Consider the following 15,788-nt stretch of genomic DNA (forward strand, 5'->3'; position numbering starts at 1 on the left):
ACCCCTGCTACCCGTTCGACCCGCATAAAACACCTGTTTCCAAGGCGCCCCGACCATGCCCGAATTGCTTCTTGAGCTCTTTTCCGAGGAAATCCCCGCACGTCTTCAGCGTCGGGCCGCCGAGGATCTCAAGAAGTCCGTCACCGATGCGCTTGTCGAAAAGGGGCTGGTCTATGAAAGCGCAGGCGCGTTCGCTACACCGCGCCGCCTGGCGTTGACAGTGACCGGTCTGCCCGCCGCTTCTCCTGATACGCGCGAGGAGCGCAAAGGCCCCAAGGTTGGCGCTCCGCAGCAGGCGCTTGAAGGATTTCTGCGCGGTGCTGGGCTTTCCAATATCGATGAAGCCAAGGTGCAGTCCGATCCCAAAAAGGGTGATTTCTACGTTGCGGTGATCGAGAAAAAGGGCGCGCCTGCCATTGAAATCCTGAATGATATTCTGCCGGCAATGGTCAAGGCCTTCCCGTGGGGCAAGCCGATGCGCTGGGGCACCGGGCGCCTCGAATGGGTGCGCCCGCTGCGTGCCATTACCGCAACATTCGGCCCCGAAGGCGAAGAGCCCGATGTGATTACCTTTGATGTGGGAACAATCACCTCGGGCAACACCACCTATGGGCACCGTTTCATGGCGCCCGAACCAATCAGGGTGCGGCGCTTCGACGATTACGTGCAGTCCCTGGAAAAGGCGAAGGTTGTCCTCGACATCGACCGCCGCAAACAGATCATCAAGACCGATGCCGAACAGCTCGCCTTCGCCCAGGGACTGGAGCTGATTGTTGACGAAGGGCTGCTCGAAGAAGTTGCCGGACTCGTGGAATGGCCGGTCGTTATGATGGGTTCGTTCGACCAGGCGTTTCTCAAAGTGCCTGAGGAAGCGATCATCGCCACTATCCGCGCCAACCAGAAATGCTTCTGCCTGCGCGACGCTGCAACCGGTAGGCTGGCTAACAAATTCATCCTGACCTCAAACCTTATCGCTGAGGACGACGGCAAGACAATCATTGCGGGCAATGAGCGCGTCATACGCGCCCGTTTGTCCGATGCGATTTTCTTCTACGAAACCGATCTCGAAACCCCGTTGGCCGATAATCTGCCAAAGCTGGAAAATGTCGTCTTCCACGCCAAGCTCGGAACCCAGGCCGAACGCGTTGCCCGCATCGAAAAACTTGCTGCCGAAATCGCGCCGCTTGTAGGTGCCGATGTCGAAGATGCTAAACGCGCGGCGCAGCTCTCCAAGGCCGATCTACCCACCGGCATGGTCGGCGAATTCCCTGAACTCCAGGGTCTGATGGGCCGCTATTATGCGCTGGCGCAGGGTGAAAAGCCTCAGGTCGCTACGGCTATCGAAGAGCACTATAAGCCGCTCGGGCCATCTGATCGGGTGCCTGGCGAACCTGTATCCATCGCAGTCGCGTTGGCCGACAAGCTCGATATCCTTACAGGTTTTTGGGCCATCGATGAAAAGCCCACAGGCTCGAAAGACCCATATGCCCTGCGCCGCGCGGCGTTGGGGGTCATCAGGCTGATCGTGGACAACAGATTGCGGGTTTCCCTCAACCGGTTCGTTTCCGATGAGGATCTGCTTTCATTCTTCCACGACCGTCTGAAAGTTTCGCTGCGCGATTTTGGTGCCCGCCACGATCTCGTCGATGCAGTGATTTCAGCCGATAGCGACGATCTTCTCCAGATTGCTGCGCGCGTAAACGCTCTAGGCTCACTCCTGGACGCGGAGGACGGCAAGGCGTTGCTGGCCGGCTATAAGCGCGCCGCAAACATTCTCGCCGCCGAGGAAAAGAAGGACAATCGCGCATATGCCGGCGCTGTCGAGGCAGCGCTCTTGTCGATGTCCGAGGAGCAAGCCTTGGCCAATGCAATAGATCAGGGCCGCCCTGCTGTGACCGCAACACTTGAGAACGATGACTATGCGGGAGCTGTCTCCGTCCTTGCTGGGTTGCGAACCCCCCTCGATGCATTCTTTGAAAAGGTTTTGGTGAACGATTCCGATTCAGCAGTGCGCGCGAACCGGTTAAGTCTTCTGGCCTCCCTGCGCGATACGATGCGCCAGGTGGCAGATTTCTCGAAAGTATCGGGCTAGGGAACCACGATCCGGTCCGAGCTGTTATCCAGGCAACACATATAGGATCTGTTTAATGAGCGTCGGCCTACTTGCCCTTCTCGATGATGTTGCCGCGCTCGCCAAAGTTGCCGCGGCTTCGCTGGACGATATCGCTGGACAAGCGATGAAGGCAGGGGCCAAGGCAGCCGGTGCCGTGATTGATGACGCTGCAGTAACGCCGCGCTACATCCATGGCTTTTCAGCTGAGCGTGAATTGCCGATTGTGGGCAAGATCGCGCTTGGCTCGATCAAGAACAAACTTATTTTCCTGTTGCCGGCAGCGCTGCTGCTTTCGGCCTTTCTGCCTTGGCTCATCAATCCCTTGCTCATGCTCGGCGGTAGCTATCTTTGCTATGAAGGCGCCGAAAAGCTTTTTGCGATGATTGCCCCGCATAAGGCCCATAGCCATGAAGAAAAGGTCGAACCTTCGGCCAACAATGCTGAGCTTTTGGAGCAAGAGAAGGTCGCTGGCGCAATCAAGACAGATTTTATTCTCTCGGCCGAGATTATGACCATAGCGCTTTCCGCCATACCTGTCGGGAGCGTCGTCAATCAGGCGCTGGTCCTGCTCATCGTCGCTATCGGCATCACCGCAGTGGTCTATGGGGGCGTGGCATTGATCGTCAAAGCTGATGATTTTGGCCTATACCTTGCTCAGAATGCGCGTACAGGGTTCGGTCGTGCCTCTGGCCGTTTCATCGTTAAGGCCATGCCGGGCTTCATGCAGACGCTATCGATCGTCGGCACCGCCGCAATGCTGTGGGTCGGTGGTGGCATTATCGTTCACGGCCTTGCCGGCATGGGCTTCGATCTGCCTGAACACTTCATTCTCGACATCGCCCATGCCGTCGAAGGCATAATTCCCGCGATTTCGGGCGCCATCCACTGGTTCACCGAAGCCGCGCTTTACGGCATATTGGGCGTAGTGCTCGGTTTCGTCCTCATTCCCGTCGCCGAACACATCATAGCGCCAGTCATGGGTATGTTCAGAAAAGAAAAGCCCGCTGCGCATTGATTTGCAAACTGACCTAACGCCCTTTGAATGGTGCCATGCCCTCATTGGCCAGCCGGTCTGCGCGTTCGTTCAGGTCATGTCCCGCATGGCCCTTCACCCAGTGCCAGCTGATGGTGTGACGCTTTGTAGCTTCGTCCAGCGCCTGCCACAGTTCTACGTTTTTGACCGGTTTTTTCGCGGCCGTTTTCCACCCATTGCGCTTCCAACCGTGCAACCAGCCTTGAATGCCGTTCTTGACGTATTGGCTGTCGGTATGGATCTCCACGGAGCAAGGTCGCTTGAGCGCGTTAAGCGCTTGGATGGCCGCTGTCAGCTCCATCTGGTTGTTGGTGGTCTGGGCCATCCCGCCCTTGAGTTCTTTGACCGTGCCGTTGTACTCGAGCACCGCACCCCAGCCGCCCGGTCCGGGATTGCCTGAACAGGCCCCGTCGGTGTGGATAACGACAGCGTCTTCGCTCAATGCCCCGATGCCTCTTCAAGTTGGCGCAAAACGCGAGGTATGTTGAATGCAATGTTCTCTTCGGCCGTCACAGCAATCTCGACATTGACGGTAAAGCGCTCGGCGAAGGCCTCTATCACTTCTTCGACCAGCGATTCAGGCGCCGAAGCGCCAGCTGTGATCCCAAGCGAGGCAATATCGCTAAACTGATCCCAATCGATATCCCTGGCGCGTTGCACGAGAACTGAAACCTTGCATCCTGCGCGCTCGCCGACCTCTACGAGCCGCATCGAATTGGAGGAATTGGGAGCGCCCACGACGATCATTGCATCGACTTTTGGAGCAACGGCTTTGACAGCCTCCTGCCGGTTGGTCGTCGCGTAACAGATGTCTTCCTTGGCCGGCACCGAGATGTTTGGAAATCGGCTTTTAAGGACCATCACCATGGCGCTTGTATCGTCCACCGACAGAGTGGTTTGCGTGACAAGTGCTAGATTGTCGGGATCGCGCGGTGCAAAAGTTTCAGCATCCTCGACGGTTTCGATCAGCGTGATCTTGCCCGGCGCCAATTGCCCCATCGTGCCAATTACCTCGGGATGCCCCCTGTGTCCGATGAGTACGATGTCGTGACCGCCTTCGGCATGGCGCTGGGCTTCCACATGTACCTTGGTCACCAGAGGGCAGGTGGCGTCGAGAAAGAACATATTGCGATGCTTAGCTTCGGCAGGCACCGATTTGGCCACGCCATGCGCGGAAAAAATCACCGGGGCGTCGGTGCCCTCGGGAATTTCCTCCAGCTCTTCAACAAATACTGCGCCTTTGGCGCGCAATCCATCCACCACAAACTTGTTGTGGACGATCTCATGGCGCACATAGACGGGTGCACCATACTTCTTGAGCGCCAAATCGACGATTTGGATGGCTCGATCCACACCGGCGCAGAATCCGCGCGGCGCGCACAAAAGTATGTCGAGGCTGGGCTTGTCGGTCATGGTCATCACATGCGTTCTGTCCCTGCCCAAGTCAAGCCATGTTGCCATGCGCTTGTGTGTTTCGAGAGCGCGGCAAAAGTCACTGGGCCAGCGCTGTTGCCGGAATCCCGGCACACAGGCAATATGGCACCGATTCAGTTGGGGTTTTTCTATTGGTTGCGCCTTCCCAGCAGATGTTTGCGATTGCACCGGCTCAGGGGAAACCCTCGTTGAGCCGCGCACAGCTGCGTCTGCTGGTCGGCAAGGCGCGCTGGCTCCATGTTGTCGCCGATGCCGGGCTTGTCGTGGCGCCGACCATTGCCATCACACGCGTTGCCTGGGACGCCTTGCAGGCCGAACGCAAGACCGGCACCGACACATTGCGCAAGGTTTGGGTAACGACGCTCTTCAAGTTGGTTACGCCGGGCAAGACGCCTCCTGAACTCGTTGTTCGCACCTCAGCGCCCCGCCACATCACCGGCCTTGAAGCCGCGCGGACCGGCCTTGCAGCGCCCTCGAATGAACTTGAGGCCGTCGATCCTCAGCGCGCCATGGGCAAAGCCATCAACGCTGCCTTCGCCAGCTACGGTCCAGCGCTTGCTGGCTGGGCCAGCGAAGCCGAACGCGAGGCCCGTGAAAGTCAAATCGTAATCGTTCAGGCCACTGTCAGCGGTCGGATCGAACATTTCCTCTCGCGCAATACAACGACCGGCCGCATCGGCCCAGTTCCATTGGCCGGCGAGCCTTTGCCCAAACTGCCCGCCAGTGCCGCAAAATTGATCGCGACCGTCGATGCTGCGTCGGGCCAGCATATGGCCTGTGTCGTGTCGATAGAGGGCGACACGACCCGGCTCGTTTCGGCTCGGCCCGTCCAGGTCAGCGCCGGGGCCCAACTCGAAGCTTCAGTCGAGCGTGTCGATGCAAGGGTCTGGTTGCCCGCTGAAGCGGTGAGGCGCTTCAACCCCGCGCAGCTACCCCAACTGCTCCACCCGCGCCTCACTGACGATCACAGCGCTACTGCGATAGCGTCAGGTCTGGGCGTGTCGCCGGGTGCGGCCAGTGGGGAAATCGTTTTTACCCCCGACGATGCGGCGCGGTGCCGTGCACGTGGACGTCATTGCATCCTTGTGGTCATGGAAACCGGACCAGGGGACATTGAGGGCATGAAGGCGGCAACCGGCTTCGTTACCGCGCGTGGTGGCATGACCAGCCATGCTGCAGTTGTTGCGCGCATAACCGGAAAGCCCTGCATCGCGGGATTGCGCACTCTTCAGATCGATGCCGAAAACGGCATCTGCAAAATCGGTGACAGGTCATTCAGTGCCGGCCAGCGCATTACCATTGATGGATCGGAGGGCACTATTTACGATGGCGCGCTGCCGCTCTCGCGGCCCCACATCGGTGGTGCATTGTCGCGCCTGTTGGATTGGGCCGACGATTCCCGCACCATTGCCGTTCGGACCAATGCCGAAACCGTAGATGCCGCGCGTACCGCGCTGAGTTTTGGCGCCGAAGGGATCGGACTGGCGCGCTCGGAGCACATGTTTTTCTCCGGCGAGCGCATGCGCGCCCTGCGCCGTCTGATCCTTTCCGAGAACGAGCAGGACCGGGCGACTGCGCTCGATGGCCTGGTCGACTATCAGGCTGCAGACTATGCGCAATTGTTTCAGACCATGCAGAACAAGCCGGTCAATGTGCGCCTGTTCGATCCGCCCCTGCATGAGTTCCTGCCCCGCAGTGAAGACGACATTGAAGACACCGCCCAGGCGCTTGGATTGTCGCTAAAAGCGCTCAAGGCGCGATTGCGACGGCTCGATGAAGTCAATCCCATGCTCGGCCATCGGGGTGTGAGGTTGGTCATTACCTATCCCGAAATCCTTGCCATGCAGGTGCGCGCGCTTGTAGCCGGGGTGGAAGCGGCGATGGACAATCAGGATTTGCCGGTCAATCTCGAGATCATGGTGCCCTTCGTGACCTCGGCTCGCGAAGTTGCTTGGGTCAAGTCGCGTATCATGGACCTCGTGGGCAATTCGCCAGTCTTCCAGCGGGGCGCCAATCTGGCGTTTGGCACAATGATCGAGCTGCCGCGCGCATGTCTGCGGGCAGGAGACATCGCCAGGGAAGTTGATTTCATCTCGTTTGGTACAAATGATCTCACCCAGACCACTTATGGGATTTCACGAGATGACGCCCCGGCATTTCTCGCGAGCTATCATCGCCGCGGCCTCTATGATGTCGACCCATTCGTCACAATCGACCAGCGTGGTGTGGGTGAACTGATCCGTATCGCCATTGAGCGGGGCAGGGCGGTCAATCCTCAACTAAAAGTCGGCATTTGTGGCGAACACGCCGGCGAAACAAATTCTTTGCGCTTTTTTGCCGGCCTCGACATCGATTATGTGAGCTGTTCGCCCTACCGTGTGCCGGTGGCACGTATGGTTCTGGCACAGTCAGACGACGCGCGTTAACCATAATCGTTCCGCCATAAAGCCCTGCCAGCGCCGCAATGTGAACTTTTCCGTGCCAATTTGCCGGTGTTTACCCCTTCATAACCCTAATCAACGATCATCGAGATTGTCGGCATTTGATCGGTATGGTGTTGCACTTGTGCATCGCAGCCCCAACTGATCGATCGGCACCGGAACGATGGCGTATTTTTCATCGATGATTCCGGTGTTCGGTTCAGTGCCGGCGGGTCAGTGTTGTGGCGTAGAAAAGCGTTAGTATGGCGTATGGGATCTCCCCGGCGCGTGCCACCCCGGCACGTGCCTCGCGTAGAGTATTGAAAGCTGTTGGGGCGCTGACACTCAGCGTAGTCGCCTACGGTTTTGCGGTTCCGGGTACAGGCGGTTTTCGCGCTGTCGATCCGGCTACCGAATTTCCGCCCGTAGCAGCAGCTTCACTTAGCTTCGAAGGTGATCAGCCGGTCATCTCGGGCACGGTGGCTTCACTCTTTCAAACAACAACGTTCTCGGGTCCCAACAGGACCGATAAGACCGACAGGGCGCGTCCCGAGCTTAACCTCGTTGCCTTTGCTCAGACATTTGACGCAGTTCGGCTTTCGATTGCATCCGCGCGCTCGGCTGGCGATCCCTATGTCACCCAGCAATCGTCGGTCATGGTCGCCGAAGGCGAAGCCGTCGATGAAGAGGGGCCCCGTATTTCGGTTGCCTCTATTGATCCTGAAATGGTCAGCTCGGCCGGTCTTGCCGCTATCGATGCTCTATCGGGCGGCGCCGGACAGGATCCCAATACCCCGCGACCGGTCGGTATTCCTGATACCCTGGCTTATGGTCGCGCCAACACACCGGCCACCGACTTTACCATTAGTGATAGCTATTCCGAGCGTGAACAGTGGTGCATGGCGACAGGCATTTACTTTGAAGCGCGGGGCGAAAGCTATCGTGGCCAGGTGGCCGTCGCGCAGGTTATCATGAACCGCGTTGAACATCCCAACTACCCGGACACGATTTGCGGCGTGGTTTATCAGAACCAGCATCGCCGCAACGCCTGCCAGTTCTCCTTTGCCTGTGACGGCAAAACCAACGTCAACCGCACATCGGAAGTTGCGGCTTGGGATCAGGCGCAGTCAATTACCCAAGAAGTGCTCAATGAGGAAATCTACCTGACCGAAGTCGCCGACGCGACGCATTATCACGCCACCTATGTCCGCCCCGCCTGGGCGCGTAACATGGACAAGCTGGCCCAGGTCGGGCTTCACATCTTCTATAAATTCAAGCCCGGCTGGCGCTTCGGCTGACTGGTAGGGCTAGTAAGTCCGGTAGCACGATACGAAAGATCCGCGCGTCGAGCACGAGCGCACACCATTGTCCGAAACGCTGTTGAAGACCAGGTTGCCATTTGCCGGATTGCGGCCTGCCGAAAGGATCATGAAGCTCGAGCCTTCGGGCCATGGGCTGTGCTCGTGGGAATGTCGGTGTTCTTCGCGTACACGATTGACGGAAATTCCCGGATAGAGGACGTGGGGTGAAACCAGCCCGTCGCTCGAATAGGTGCCGCTTGAGGTGGTCGCGATGTTGACGTCCCAAACATGCCCGAAGCCAACTTTGCGTACGATGGCCGATGCAATCGGCTCGAGTGAAACCGACTCCGCATAGGCGATTTCGTACTGTCGATCGGAAAATTTCACGAGAGTTGAAAGCGGTGGCGGCGCACTTGAGACCAGTCCGTCGGCGCGTGCAGTACTGGTGCTGGCCAGTCCGGCTCCGAAAATTCCTGCTAGAAACAGTGCAATCGCAACGCCGGCCCGATAGCGCAATGCAATGGACCTGCGGGGGCGGTGATGCTGTCTGTCAAAGCGCATGGACGGTTCTCCACTAACGGCGTCTTAACGCTTTATCAACCTTTCTTAACCGTTAACGCAAAGCCTCGTCCTGCTTAGGGTTAACAGGTAAAATGAGATTAAAATTTTAATCAATACAGTCAGTTAGGGAGCTTCGCGTCAAACGCTAAGGCTCTCGAACACGTCGACGAAATGGTCATGTGCCTGCTGGGTTGGCCATGGCCGGATAAGCCTGTCAAAGCCAGGCAGATCGAACCCGGCCAGGGTCGGTTCGCCAAAAAATTTCCGTGCCTCGTCGGGCGCAAACCCAGCAAGATTGACTGCCTCGAAAAAAGCCGCCTCGCGGTCGGCCCGCTTAATAAGTTTGGTCAGGGCCGTCGAGGCGATGGCTGGCAGACCGAAACGGACGTGGATGGCGCCAAGCAGCCGTGCCTCGACGTCACGGTAATTGCCGCCCATCGCGGCCTTGAAGGGTGAAATGATGTCGCCCATCACATATTCCGGAGCGTCATGGAGCAGGGCGTATAGCCGCCCTTTGTCATCGATTTCCGGATCCATCGCAGAAGCGATTTCGAGCACAAGCACCGAATGCTGGGCTACAGAAAATGCATAATCGCCCTTGGTCTGCCCGTTCCACCGCGCAACCCGCGCGAGCCCGTGGGCAATGTCGGACAGTTCAACATCAATGGGGGAGGGGTCCAGTAAATCGAGGCGACGCCCCGAAAGCATGCGCTGCCAAGCGCGGGATTGTGCGCGTGCCATTGCCCTCGGTCCTGCCTTTCAAGAGCGCTTCGCAGACAAATGGTATGCACCTGCCCTCGAAGCCGATTAAACAATGACCAGCTAATTCCGCCTTTCAACGAAACGGCGAAATATCTAGTCGTCTTTGGAATCGCCGCCCGGCGTGGCAAAATCGTAGCGCGCCCAATCGGGTAGAGCAAGCGAGACGGGGGTTTCACCGATGCTTGCTGCCCCAGGGGCTGTGATTTTGTCGATCCGCGCGATAGCAACAGCCTTTCCCTCGACTACGGTGCCAATTGTGCCCACGCTTTTGCCACCGATCATCACGGCATCGCCACGTTTGCCCGTGGTAAGGCCAGATACGATGACTGGTCGCCGCCGGGCTGTGCCGCGGTGCTGCATGCGCGACACAACTTCCTGGCCGACATAACAGCCCTTTTTGAAATCGACGCCGCCCAGATGATCCATGCCGATGTCGTGGGGAAACGCGTCCTCGCCATCGAAATCGGGGCCCATCTCGGCGATCCCTGCATTGATGCGAGCTTCTGCTTGCCCGGTCCCCACGACCCATGCGGCAGCATCGGCAAGTGGTGCGATGACGCGATATCCCAATAGCTCGGCGCGCGAGTCGGGATGCGCGATTCCGCTGGTAGGTGACTGAGCTGACCATCCAACCCTATGCGTCTCCGCCAATGGCTCGATATCGATCTTGGCGCGCAGGCGATACATCTTCATGCGCTTGAAGAAATTTTCGGCAACGGCTGCGGGAACATCGAGCCAATGAGCGTCTTCCGCCCATCCGATCAAACCCTCGGCCAGTATTTTGCCTTGCGGCGCGAGCAGAGCAAACCAGCGCGCTTTACCGTCCTCGAGCACAGGGGGAGTCAGAACGTCATGCATGAGATGGGTTGCATCGGGGCCGGAAATCTTGAAGGCGACCCGGTCGACGCGCTTTTCTATTGTCATATGCTGCCCTTGCCTTGCTCTGGTGCCATCCGTTAAACCCGATCTCAGTTGCGAGCGTCGAGCCGGAGGTATGCCATGAGTCGCCACTTCGATACGATTTTCAGGGGCGGCACGCTGGCCAACCACGATGGCATAGGTAGCGCCGATATCGGGATCATCAAGGGGCGCATCGCCGCGATAGGGTCTCTTTCTTCCGATACCGCCGACAATGATGTCGACTGCACAGGGCTGACAATTCTCCCCGGCGTTATCGACACGCAGGTCCATTTCCGCGAGCCTGGTCTCGATCACAAGGAAGATCTGCAGTCAGGTTCGCTCTCGGCGGTCATGGGCGGGGTTACCGGTGTCTTCGAGATGCCCAACACCAATCCACTCACCACCACCCGCGAAACCTTCGAGGACAAGATCGCCCGCGCCACCAATCGCATGCATTGTGATTTTGCGTTCTATATCGGGGGCACGCGCGAGAACGTTGCCGATCTTCCTGAACTCGAACGGCTGCCGGGTTGCGCTGGCGTCAAGGTGTTCATGGGCTCGTCCACCGGCTCGCTGCTAGTTGCTGACGACGACGGCGTAGAAGCGATCCTGTCTGTAATTTCGCGCCGCGCAGCGTTTCACTCCGAGGACGAATATCGGCTTGAAGATCGCAAGAGCCTGCGTGTCGAAGGCGATCCATCATCCCATCCTGTCTGGCGTGATCCGCAGGCCGCGCTCCAATGTACTGAACGGCTGGTGCGCATAGCGCGCAAGACCGGAAAGCGCATTCACGTCCTGCATATCTCGACAAAACAGGAAATTGCCTATCTTGCCGAGCACAAGGACGTCGCTTCGGTCGAAGTGACCCCGCACCACCTCACGCTCGATGAAACAGCTTACGAAAAGCTGGGCACCTATGCTCAGATGAACCCTCCGGTTCGCGATGCCGAGCATCGTGAGGGCATCTGGCAAGGCGTCGCCAATGGTGTTGCCGACATCCTTGGTTCCGATCATGCGCCCCATACCCGCGAGGAAAAGGAAAAGCCCTATCCCGGTTCTCCCTCGGGAATGACTGGTGTTCAGACCTTGGTTCCCGTTATGCTCGATCATGTCAATGCCGGACGCCTCAGCCTGCAGCGCTTCGTCGATATGACCAGCCACGGGCCCAATCGTCTGTTCAATCTAGCCTGCAAGGGCAGGGTTGCCGTCGGTTATGATGCTGACCTCACCATAGTGGACATGAACCGCTCCGAAACCATCTCCAATGACTGGGTGGCGTCCAAGGCGGGTTGGACGCCCTATGATGGCGTCTCGGTCAAAGGGTGGCCCGTGGGCACCATTATCCGCGGCAACACCGTGATGTGGGAGGGCCAGCTCGTCACCCCGGCTCAGGGTCAGCCCATTCGTTTCCAGGAAACTCTCGCCGCACAGCTCTAAATCCATGCACCTCTCCCCGGTGGGGAGAGGTGTAATGGCGTGCTGGGTTAAGCTGTTGTCAGGCCAGCGCCATCAGCGAGGCATTGCCGCCTGCAGCTGCTGTGTTGACACTCGTCGAGACCTCATCGATCAACAGATCGATGGCAAAAACAGCTTCGCCGTCATCGAGCGCCTGTGACGATGCGCCCTGTACGGTTACGATGGGTCCGTCCCATTGAGCAACTGCGTCGCTCATTGCTGTCACAGCCTGTGCCTCGCCTTCCACGAGGATGGCTCGCGCTGCTCCGGGCGCAACTTCATGCACGATTTCGACACGCTGGCCGATATCTTCAGGCAGGTCACGGATCACCGATCCCAGGTCGCCCGACGCCTTGACGAGGATATGGTTGCCTGCCGCAAGGCCGGCCGCCAAACCGTGAACCAGTCCCGTCAGCGTCCGGGCGCTGAGCAGCACCTTGCCCTTGGGCTTGGTCTGGTAGGTGTTGCGTTCACCAACGGGCCCATCAAGTTCGGAAAAGGCGTTGATGGCAGGGTGGTTGGCATAACGCAGGGTGGCATCGGCAAGATCGTCGCGGCTGTTCTCGCGCAACCATTCGGCCAATGTCACGAGTGTTGGGCCGGCCTGGCGACTCGGGAGACCCCAGACGGTCTGGCTGGTCGTCTGAACCAATCGCCGAAGATAGAGCGGTCCGCCGGCTTTTGGGCCGGTGCCGGAAAGCCCGTGCCCGCCAAACGGTTGCACGCCGACGACGGCGCCAACCTGATTGCGGTTGATGTAGATGTTGCCCACTTCGATCTTGGAGGCAACTTCAGCAATCGTTGTGTCGATACGGGTGTGAAGCCCGAATGTCAGCCCATATCCAAGTGCATTTATCTTCTCAAGCAGGCCGTCGAGGCTCTTGCGCTTGAACCGCACAACATGCAGAACCGGCCCGAAAACCTCATGCCCGAGTTCTGAAATGTCGTCGAGCTCAATCAGCGTGGGAGGAACAAACGTCCCCTGCTGCGCACATTCGGGCAGCTCGAGCTGGGTGATCGGACACCCCTTTTCACCCATCCGTTCGATATGGGCGTTGATACCGTCCCGCGCTTGCGCAGTGATGACCGGTCCCACGTCCACAGTCAGCCTGTCGGGATTGCCAATAGCGAGCTGCGCCATTGCGCCTTTGAGCATTTCGAGCGTTTTGTCGGCAATATCGCCCTGCAAGCAGAGTAGCCGCAACGCAGAGCAACGCTGTCCGGCACTGTCGAACGCCGATGTGATCACATCGATCACAACCTGTTCTGTCAACGCCGATGAATCGACAACCAGCGCGTTCTGCCCGCCGGTTTCAGCGACAAGCGGGATCGGCGTACCATTGATCAATGTCCGCCCCGACAGTTGTTTCTGAATCAGCCGGGCAACTTCTGTGGATCCGGTAAACATCACGCCGCACGTCGCTTCGTGGGCCACCAGCGCGGCTCCGATCTTTCCGTCGCCTGGTGCAAATTGCAGGACATCGTCGGGCACACCCGCCGCGTGCATCAGATCCACCGCCAACTGGGCGATGAGCGGCGTTTCCTCTGCCGGCTTGGCGATCACGGGATTTCCTGCCACCAATGCTGCCGACATCTGCCCGGTAAAAATTGCCAGCGGAAAATTCCAAGGGGAAATGCAAACCACAGGGCCCAGTGCAACATGGCTTTCGTTGGAAAAACTCTCTTTGACCTGCCTGCCATAATAGCGAAGAAAATCAACGGCCTCGCGCACTTCGGCTATCGCGTTGGCTGCTGTTTTGCCCGCCTCGCGCATGGCCAGCGACATAAAGTTTTCCATCTGGCTTTCCATCGCCCCCGCAGCGCGCATCAGCATTGCCGCGCGGTCGGCTGGTGGGGTTTCCGCCCAGCTTCCTGCCGCGCGTTGCGCCCGCGCCATCATGGCATCGATCTGTGCAACCGAAGGTGCCATCACTTCGCCGACGATGTCACGATGATCGGCCGGATTGAGAACCTGACTTGTGTCGCCCTTGGCATCTGCTGTTCGCGCCGTCCATGTCCGCTCGGCGCCGGTTTTTAAGCTCTTGTGGAGTGCCCGTAGTGTCTGCTCATTGGATAGGTCGATCCCGCGCGAATTGTGTCTTCCGGCCGCCAGGATCTCCTTGGGCAGATCGATTTGATCATGGGGTGCGCCAACCGGAGAAATCTGGCGCGCAACCTCTACTGGGTCGGCAATCAGCCGGTCGATGGGCACATCCTCGTCGGCGATCTGGTTGACAAAGCTCGAATTGGCGCCGTTTTCCAGAAGCCTGCGCACAAGATAGGCCAACAGTGTTTCATGGCTCCCTACGGGTGCGTAAATGCGGCAGGGGCGATTGAGCTTGTCTTTTGGGACCACCTGTTCGTAAAGCGGTTCACCCATGCCGTGCAGGCACTGGAATTCATAACTGCCGATTTCGAAATCGGGTCCAGCCAGTTCGTGAATTGTGGCCATCGTCTGGGCGTTGTGCGTAGCAAACTGCGGAAAGACCAAATCTCTCGCGCCAAGCAATTTTTTGGCACAAGCGATATAGCTTACATCCGTGTGGACCTTGCGCGTGAACACCGGAAAGTCTTCGAGACCGTCGATCTGGGCGCGCTTGATTTCGGTATCCCAATAAGCGCCTTTGACCAGTCGTACCATGATGCGATGGCCCGACCGCTTTGCCAGATCGATGATCCAGTCCAGAACGAACGGGCAGCGCTTGGAGTAAGCCTGGACCACAAACCCGATGCCGTTCCAGCCGTCGAATTCCGGATCTGTTGCCAATGCTTCAAGCAGGTCGAGAGACAGTTCGAGCCTGTCCATTTCCTCGGCATCAATATTGAGCCCGATATCGTAGGATTTTGCCAGCGCTGCCAGTTCTTTGAGCCTTGGCAGCAGCTCGCTCGTCACGCGATCGTATTTGCTGCGGGTATAGCGCGGATGCAATGCCGAAAGCTTGATGGAAATGCCCGGTCCTGCATAAGGGCCTTTGCCTGCGGACGCTTTGCCGATGGCGTGAATAGCGCCGACATATTCGGCCATGTACTGTTCCGCGTCGCGCGCGGTGGTCGCAGCTTCTCCCAGCATGTCGTAGGAATAGCCGAAACCCTTGGCCTCCCAAGTTCGTGCGTTCTTGACGGCCTCCTTGATGGTCTGGCCGGCGACAAATTGCTCGCCGAGCATACGCATCGCCATCTTGACGCCGGCACGGATCACCGGCTCGCCAGAGCGTGATACCAGCCTGGAAAGGGCGCGGGAGAGTCCCGGCTCATCGACGGGCGTGACCAGCTTTCCGGTTACCACCAAGCCCCACGTCGCGGCGTTGACGAACACCGAGCGATCCAGCCCAAGGTGCTTCTGCCAGCTGCCCGGCGCTATCTTGTCCGCGATCAGAAGATCACGGGTTGAATTGTCTGGAGTGCGCAGCAAGGCTTCGGCCAGGCACATCAACGCTACGCCCTCCTGGCTCGAAAGCGCGTATTCGTGCATGAGCCCTTCCACCCCAGCGCCAATGCCTTTGGCACGGATGCCGCGTACAGCCTTTTCTGCAGTCGCGCGTATCGATTTTGCCTGCTGCGGCGCGACCGCCGCGGCTTCGATCAAGCCCGGCAGGATCTGGGGCTCCGGCAGCCGATAGGCTGACGTAATCGCTTCGCGCAACGGGGTGTCAGTCTTGAGTGGGCGGTCCGAAAACGCAGCGAATGGGGAAGTGTGGGGTGCCGGCATGAACGCAACATCTCCTCTGGCCTTGAACGGGCAGTTATGGAATTCCAATGCTCCGAAACTAGGGCAGTTCCCTCGAAGGTCTAGGAGATATTGAGCGGAT

Annotated in this window: 11 protein-coding genes; 5 read left to right on the forward strand and 6 right to left on the reverse strand. The window is 58.5% G+C overall.

Features of this window, described 5'->3' with window-relative positions; all coding sequences use genetic code 11:
• Positions 1-55: 55 nt before the first annotated feature.
• Both glyS and ACN0TA_RS04275 read left to right on the forward strand, forming a co-directional pair.
• On the forward strand, positions 56-2,092 hold the full coding sequence (gene glyS / locus ACN0TA_RS04270) for a glycine--tRNA ligase subunit beta (protein WP_417580135.1): 2,037 nt from the start codon (positions 56-58) through the stop codon (positions 2,090-2,092).
• A gap of 55 nt (positions 2,093-2,147) precedes the next feature.
• Positions 2,148-3,128, forward strand: coding sequence for a DUF808 domain-containing protein (locus ACN0TA_RS04275; protein ID WP_417580137.1), 981 nt, complete (start codon positions 2,148-2,150; stop codon positions 3,126-3,128).
• Positions 3,129-3,141: 13 nt separating this feature from the next.
• Here ACN0TA_RS04275 and rnhA read toward each other — a convergent pair whose 3' ends face one another.
• Together rnhA and ispH are read right to left on the reverse strand one after the other, a co-directional pair.
• The gene (rnhA, locus tag ACN0TA_RS04280; protein WP_417580139.1) at positions 3,142-3,588 is read right to left on the reverse strand and encodes a ribonuclease HI; all 447 of its coding nucleotides are present in this window, start codon (positions 3,586-3,588) and stop codon (positions 3,142-3,144) included.
• Complete coding sequence (gene ispH / locus ACN0TA_RS04285; protein ID WP_417580141.1) at positions 3,585-4,559, reverse strand: 4-hydroxy-3-methylbut-2-enyl diphosphate reductase; 975 nt, start codon at positions 4,557-4,559, stop codon at positions 3,585-3,587. The genes rnhA and ispH overlap by 4 nt, the downstream gene beginning before the upstream one ends.
• Before the next feature lie 209 nt (positions 4,560-4,768).
• On the opposite strand from ispH, the gene ACN0TA_RS04290 reads away from it, so the two are divergent.
• Positions 4,769-7,006, forward strand: a complete 2,238-nt coding sequence (locus ACN0TA_RS04290) for a putative PEP-binding protein (RefSeq protein ID WP_417580143.1) — start codon at positions 4,769-4,771, stop codon at positions 7,004-7,006.
• A 257-nt stretch (positions 7,007-7,263) separates the two neighbouring features.
• Positions 7,264-8,298, forward strand: a complete 1,035-nt coding sequence (locus tag ACN0TA_RS04295) for a cell wall hydrolase (RefSeq protein WP_417580145.1) — start codon at positions 7,264-7,266, stop codon at positions 8,296-8,298.
• Positions 8,299-8,307: 9 nt separating this feature from the next.
• Here ACN0TA_RS04295 and ACN0TA_RS04300 read toward each other — a convergent pair whose 3' ends face one another.
• The 3 genes from ACN0TA_RS04300 to ACN0TA_RS04310 all read right to left on the reverse strand — a co-directional run bounded on the left by ACN0TA_RS04300 (position 8,308) and on the right by ACN0TA_RS04310 (position 10,548).
• On the reverse strand, positions 8,308-8,862 hold the full coding sequence (locus ACN0TA_RS04300; RefSeq protein WP_417580147.1) for a hypothetical protein: 555 nt from the start codon (positions 8,860-8,862) through the stop codon (positions 8,308-8,310).
• 138 nt (positions 8,863-9,000) lie between these two features.
• A complete protein-coding gene (locus tag ACN0TA_RS04305) occupies positions 9,001-9,603 on the reverse strand; it encodes a hydrolase (protein WP_417580149.1) in 603 nt (200 codons plus the stop codon).
• A 114-nt stretch (positions 9,604-9,717) separates the two neighbouring features.
• The gene (locus ACN0TA_RS04310; protein ID WP_417580151.1) at positions 9,718-10,548 is read right to left on the reverse strand and encodes a YgfZ/GcvT domain-containing protein; all 831 of its coding nucleotides are present in this window, start codon (positions 10,546-10,548) and stop codon (positions 9,718-9,720) included.
• Between the two features lie 75 nt (positions 10,549-10,623).
• Here ACN0TA_RS04310 and ACN0TA_RS04315 point away from each other — a divergent pair, with 75 nt between their 5' ends.
• Positions 10,624-11,961, forward strand: coding sequence for a dihydroorotase (locus ACN0TA_RS04315; RefSeq protein ID WP_417580153.1), 1,338 nt, complete (start codon positions 10,624-10,626; stop codon positions 11,959-11,961).
• Between the two features lie 58 nt (positions 11,962-12,019).
• On the opposite strand, the gene putA is transcribed toward ACN0TA_RS04315, so the two are convergent.
• Positions 12,020-15,688: a trifunctional transcriptional regulator/proline dehydrogenase/L-glutamate gamma-semialdehyde dehydrogenase gene (putA, locus tag ACN0TA_RS04320; RefSeq protein WP_417580155.1), complete on the reverse strand. Its 3,669-nt coding sequence runs from the start codon at positions 15,686-15,688 to the stop codon at positions 12,020-12,022.
• Positions 15,689-15,788: the final 100 nt, after the last annotated feature.

The sequence above is a fragment of the Pelagibacterium sp. genome, from assembly GCF_048264985.1.
In the GTDB taxonomy this organism is placed as follows: Bacteria; Pseudomonadota; Alphaproteobacteria; order Rhizobiales; family Devosiaceae; genus Pelagibacterium.

Bases quoted from the DNA above. Each gene is read 5' to 3' on its own strand.
- ACN0TA_RS04295 (WP_417580145.1), top strand. From the start codon at position 7,264: ATGGCGTATGGGATCTCCCCGGCGCGTGCCACCCCGGCACGTGCCTCG.
- ACN0TA_RS04310 (WP_417580151.1), bottom strand. From the start codon at position 10,548: ATGACAATAGAAAAGCGCGTCGACCGGGTCGCCTTCAAGATTTCCGGC.
- putA (WP_417580155.1), bottom strand. From the start codon at position 15,688: ATGCCGGCACCCCACACTTCCCCATTCGCTGCGTTTTCGGACCGCCCA.
- ACN0TA_RS04315 (WP_417580153.1), top strand. From the start codon at position 10,624: ATGAGTCGCCACTTCGATACGATTTTCAGGGGCGGCACGCTGGCCAAC.
- glyS (WP_417580135.1), top strand. From the start codon at position 56: ATGCCCGAATTGCTTCTTGAGCTCTTTTCCGAGGAAATCCCCGCACGT.
- ispH (WP_417580141.1), bottom strand. From the start codon at position 4,559: ATGACCGACAAGCCCAGCCTCGACATACTTTTGTGCGCGCCGCGCGGA.
- ACN0TA_RS04305 (WP_417580149.1), bottom strand. From the start codon at position 9,603: ATGGCACGCGCACAATCCCGCGCTTGGCAGCGCATGCTTTCGGGGCGT.
- ACN0TA_RS04275 (WP_417580137.1), top strand. From the start codon at position 2,148: ATGAGCGTCGGCCTACTTGCCCTTCTCGATGATGTTGCCGCGCTCGCC.
- ACN0TA_RS04300 (WP_417580147.1), bottom strand. From the start codon at position 8,862: ATGCGCTTTGACAGACAGCATCACCGCCCCCGCAGGTCCATTGCATTG.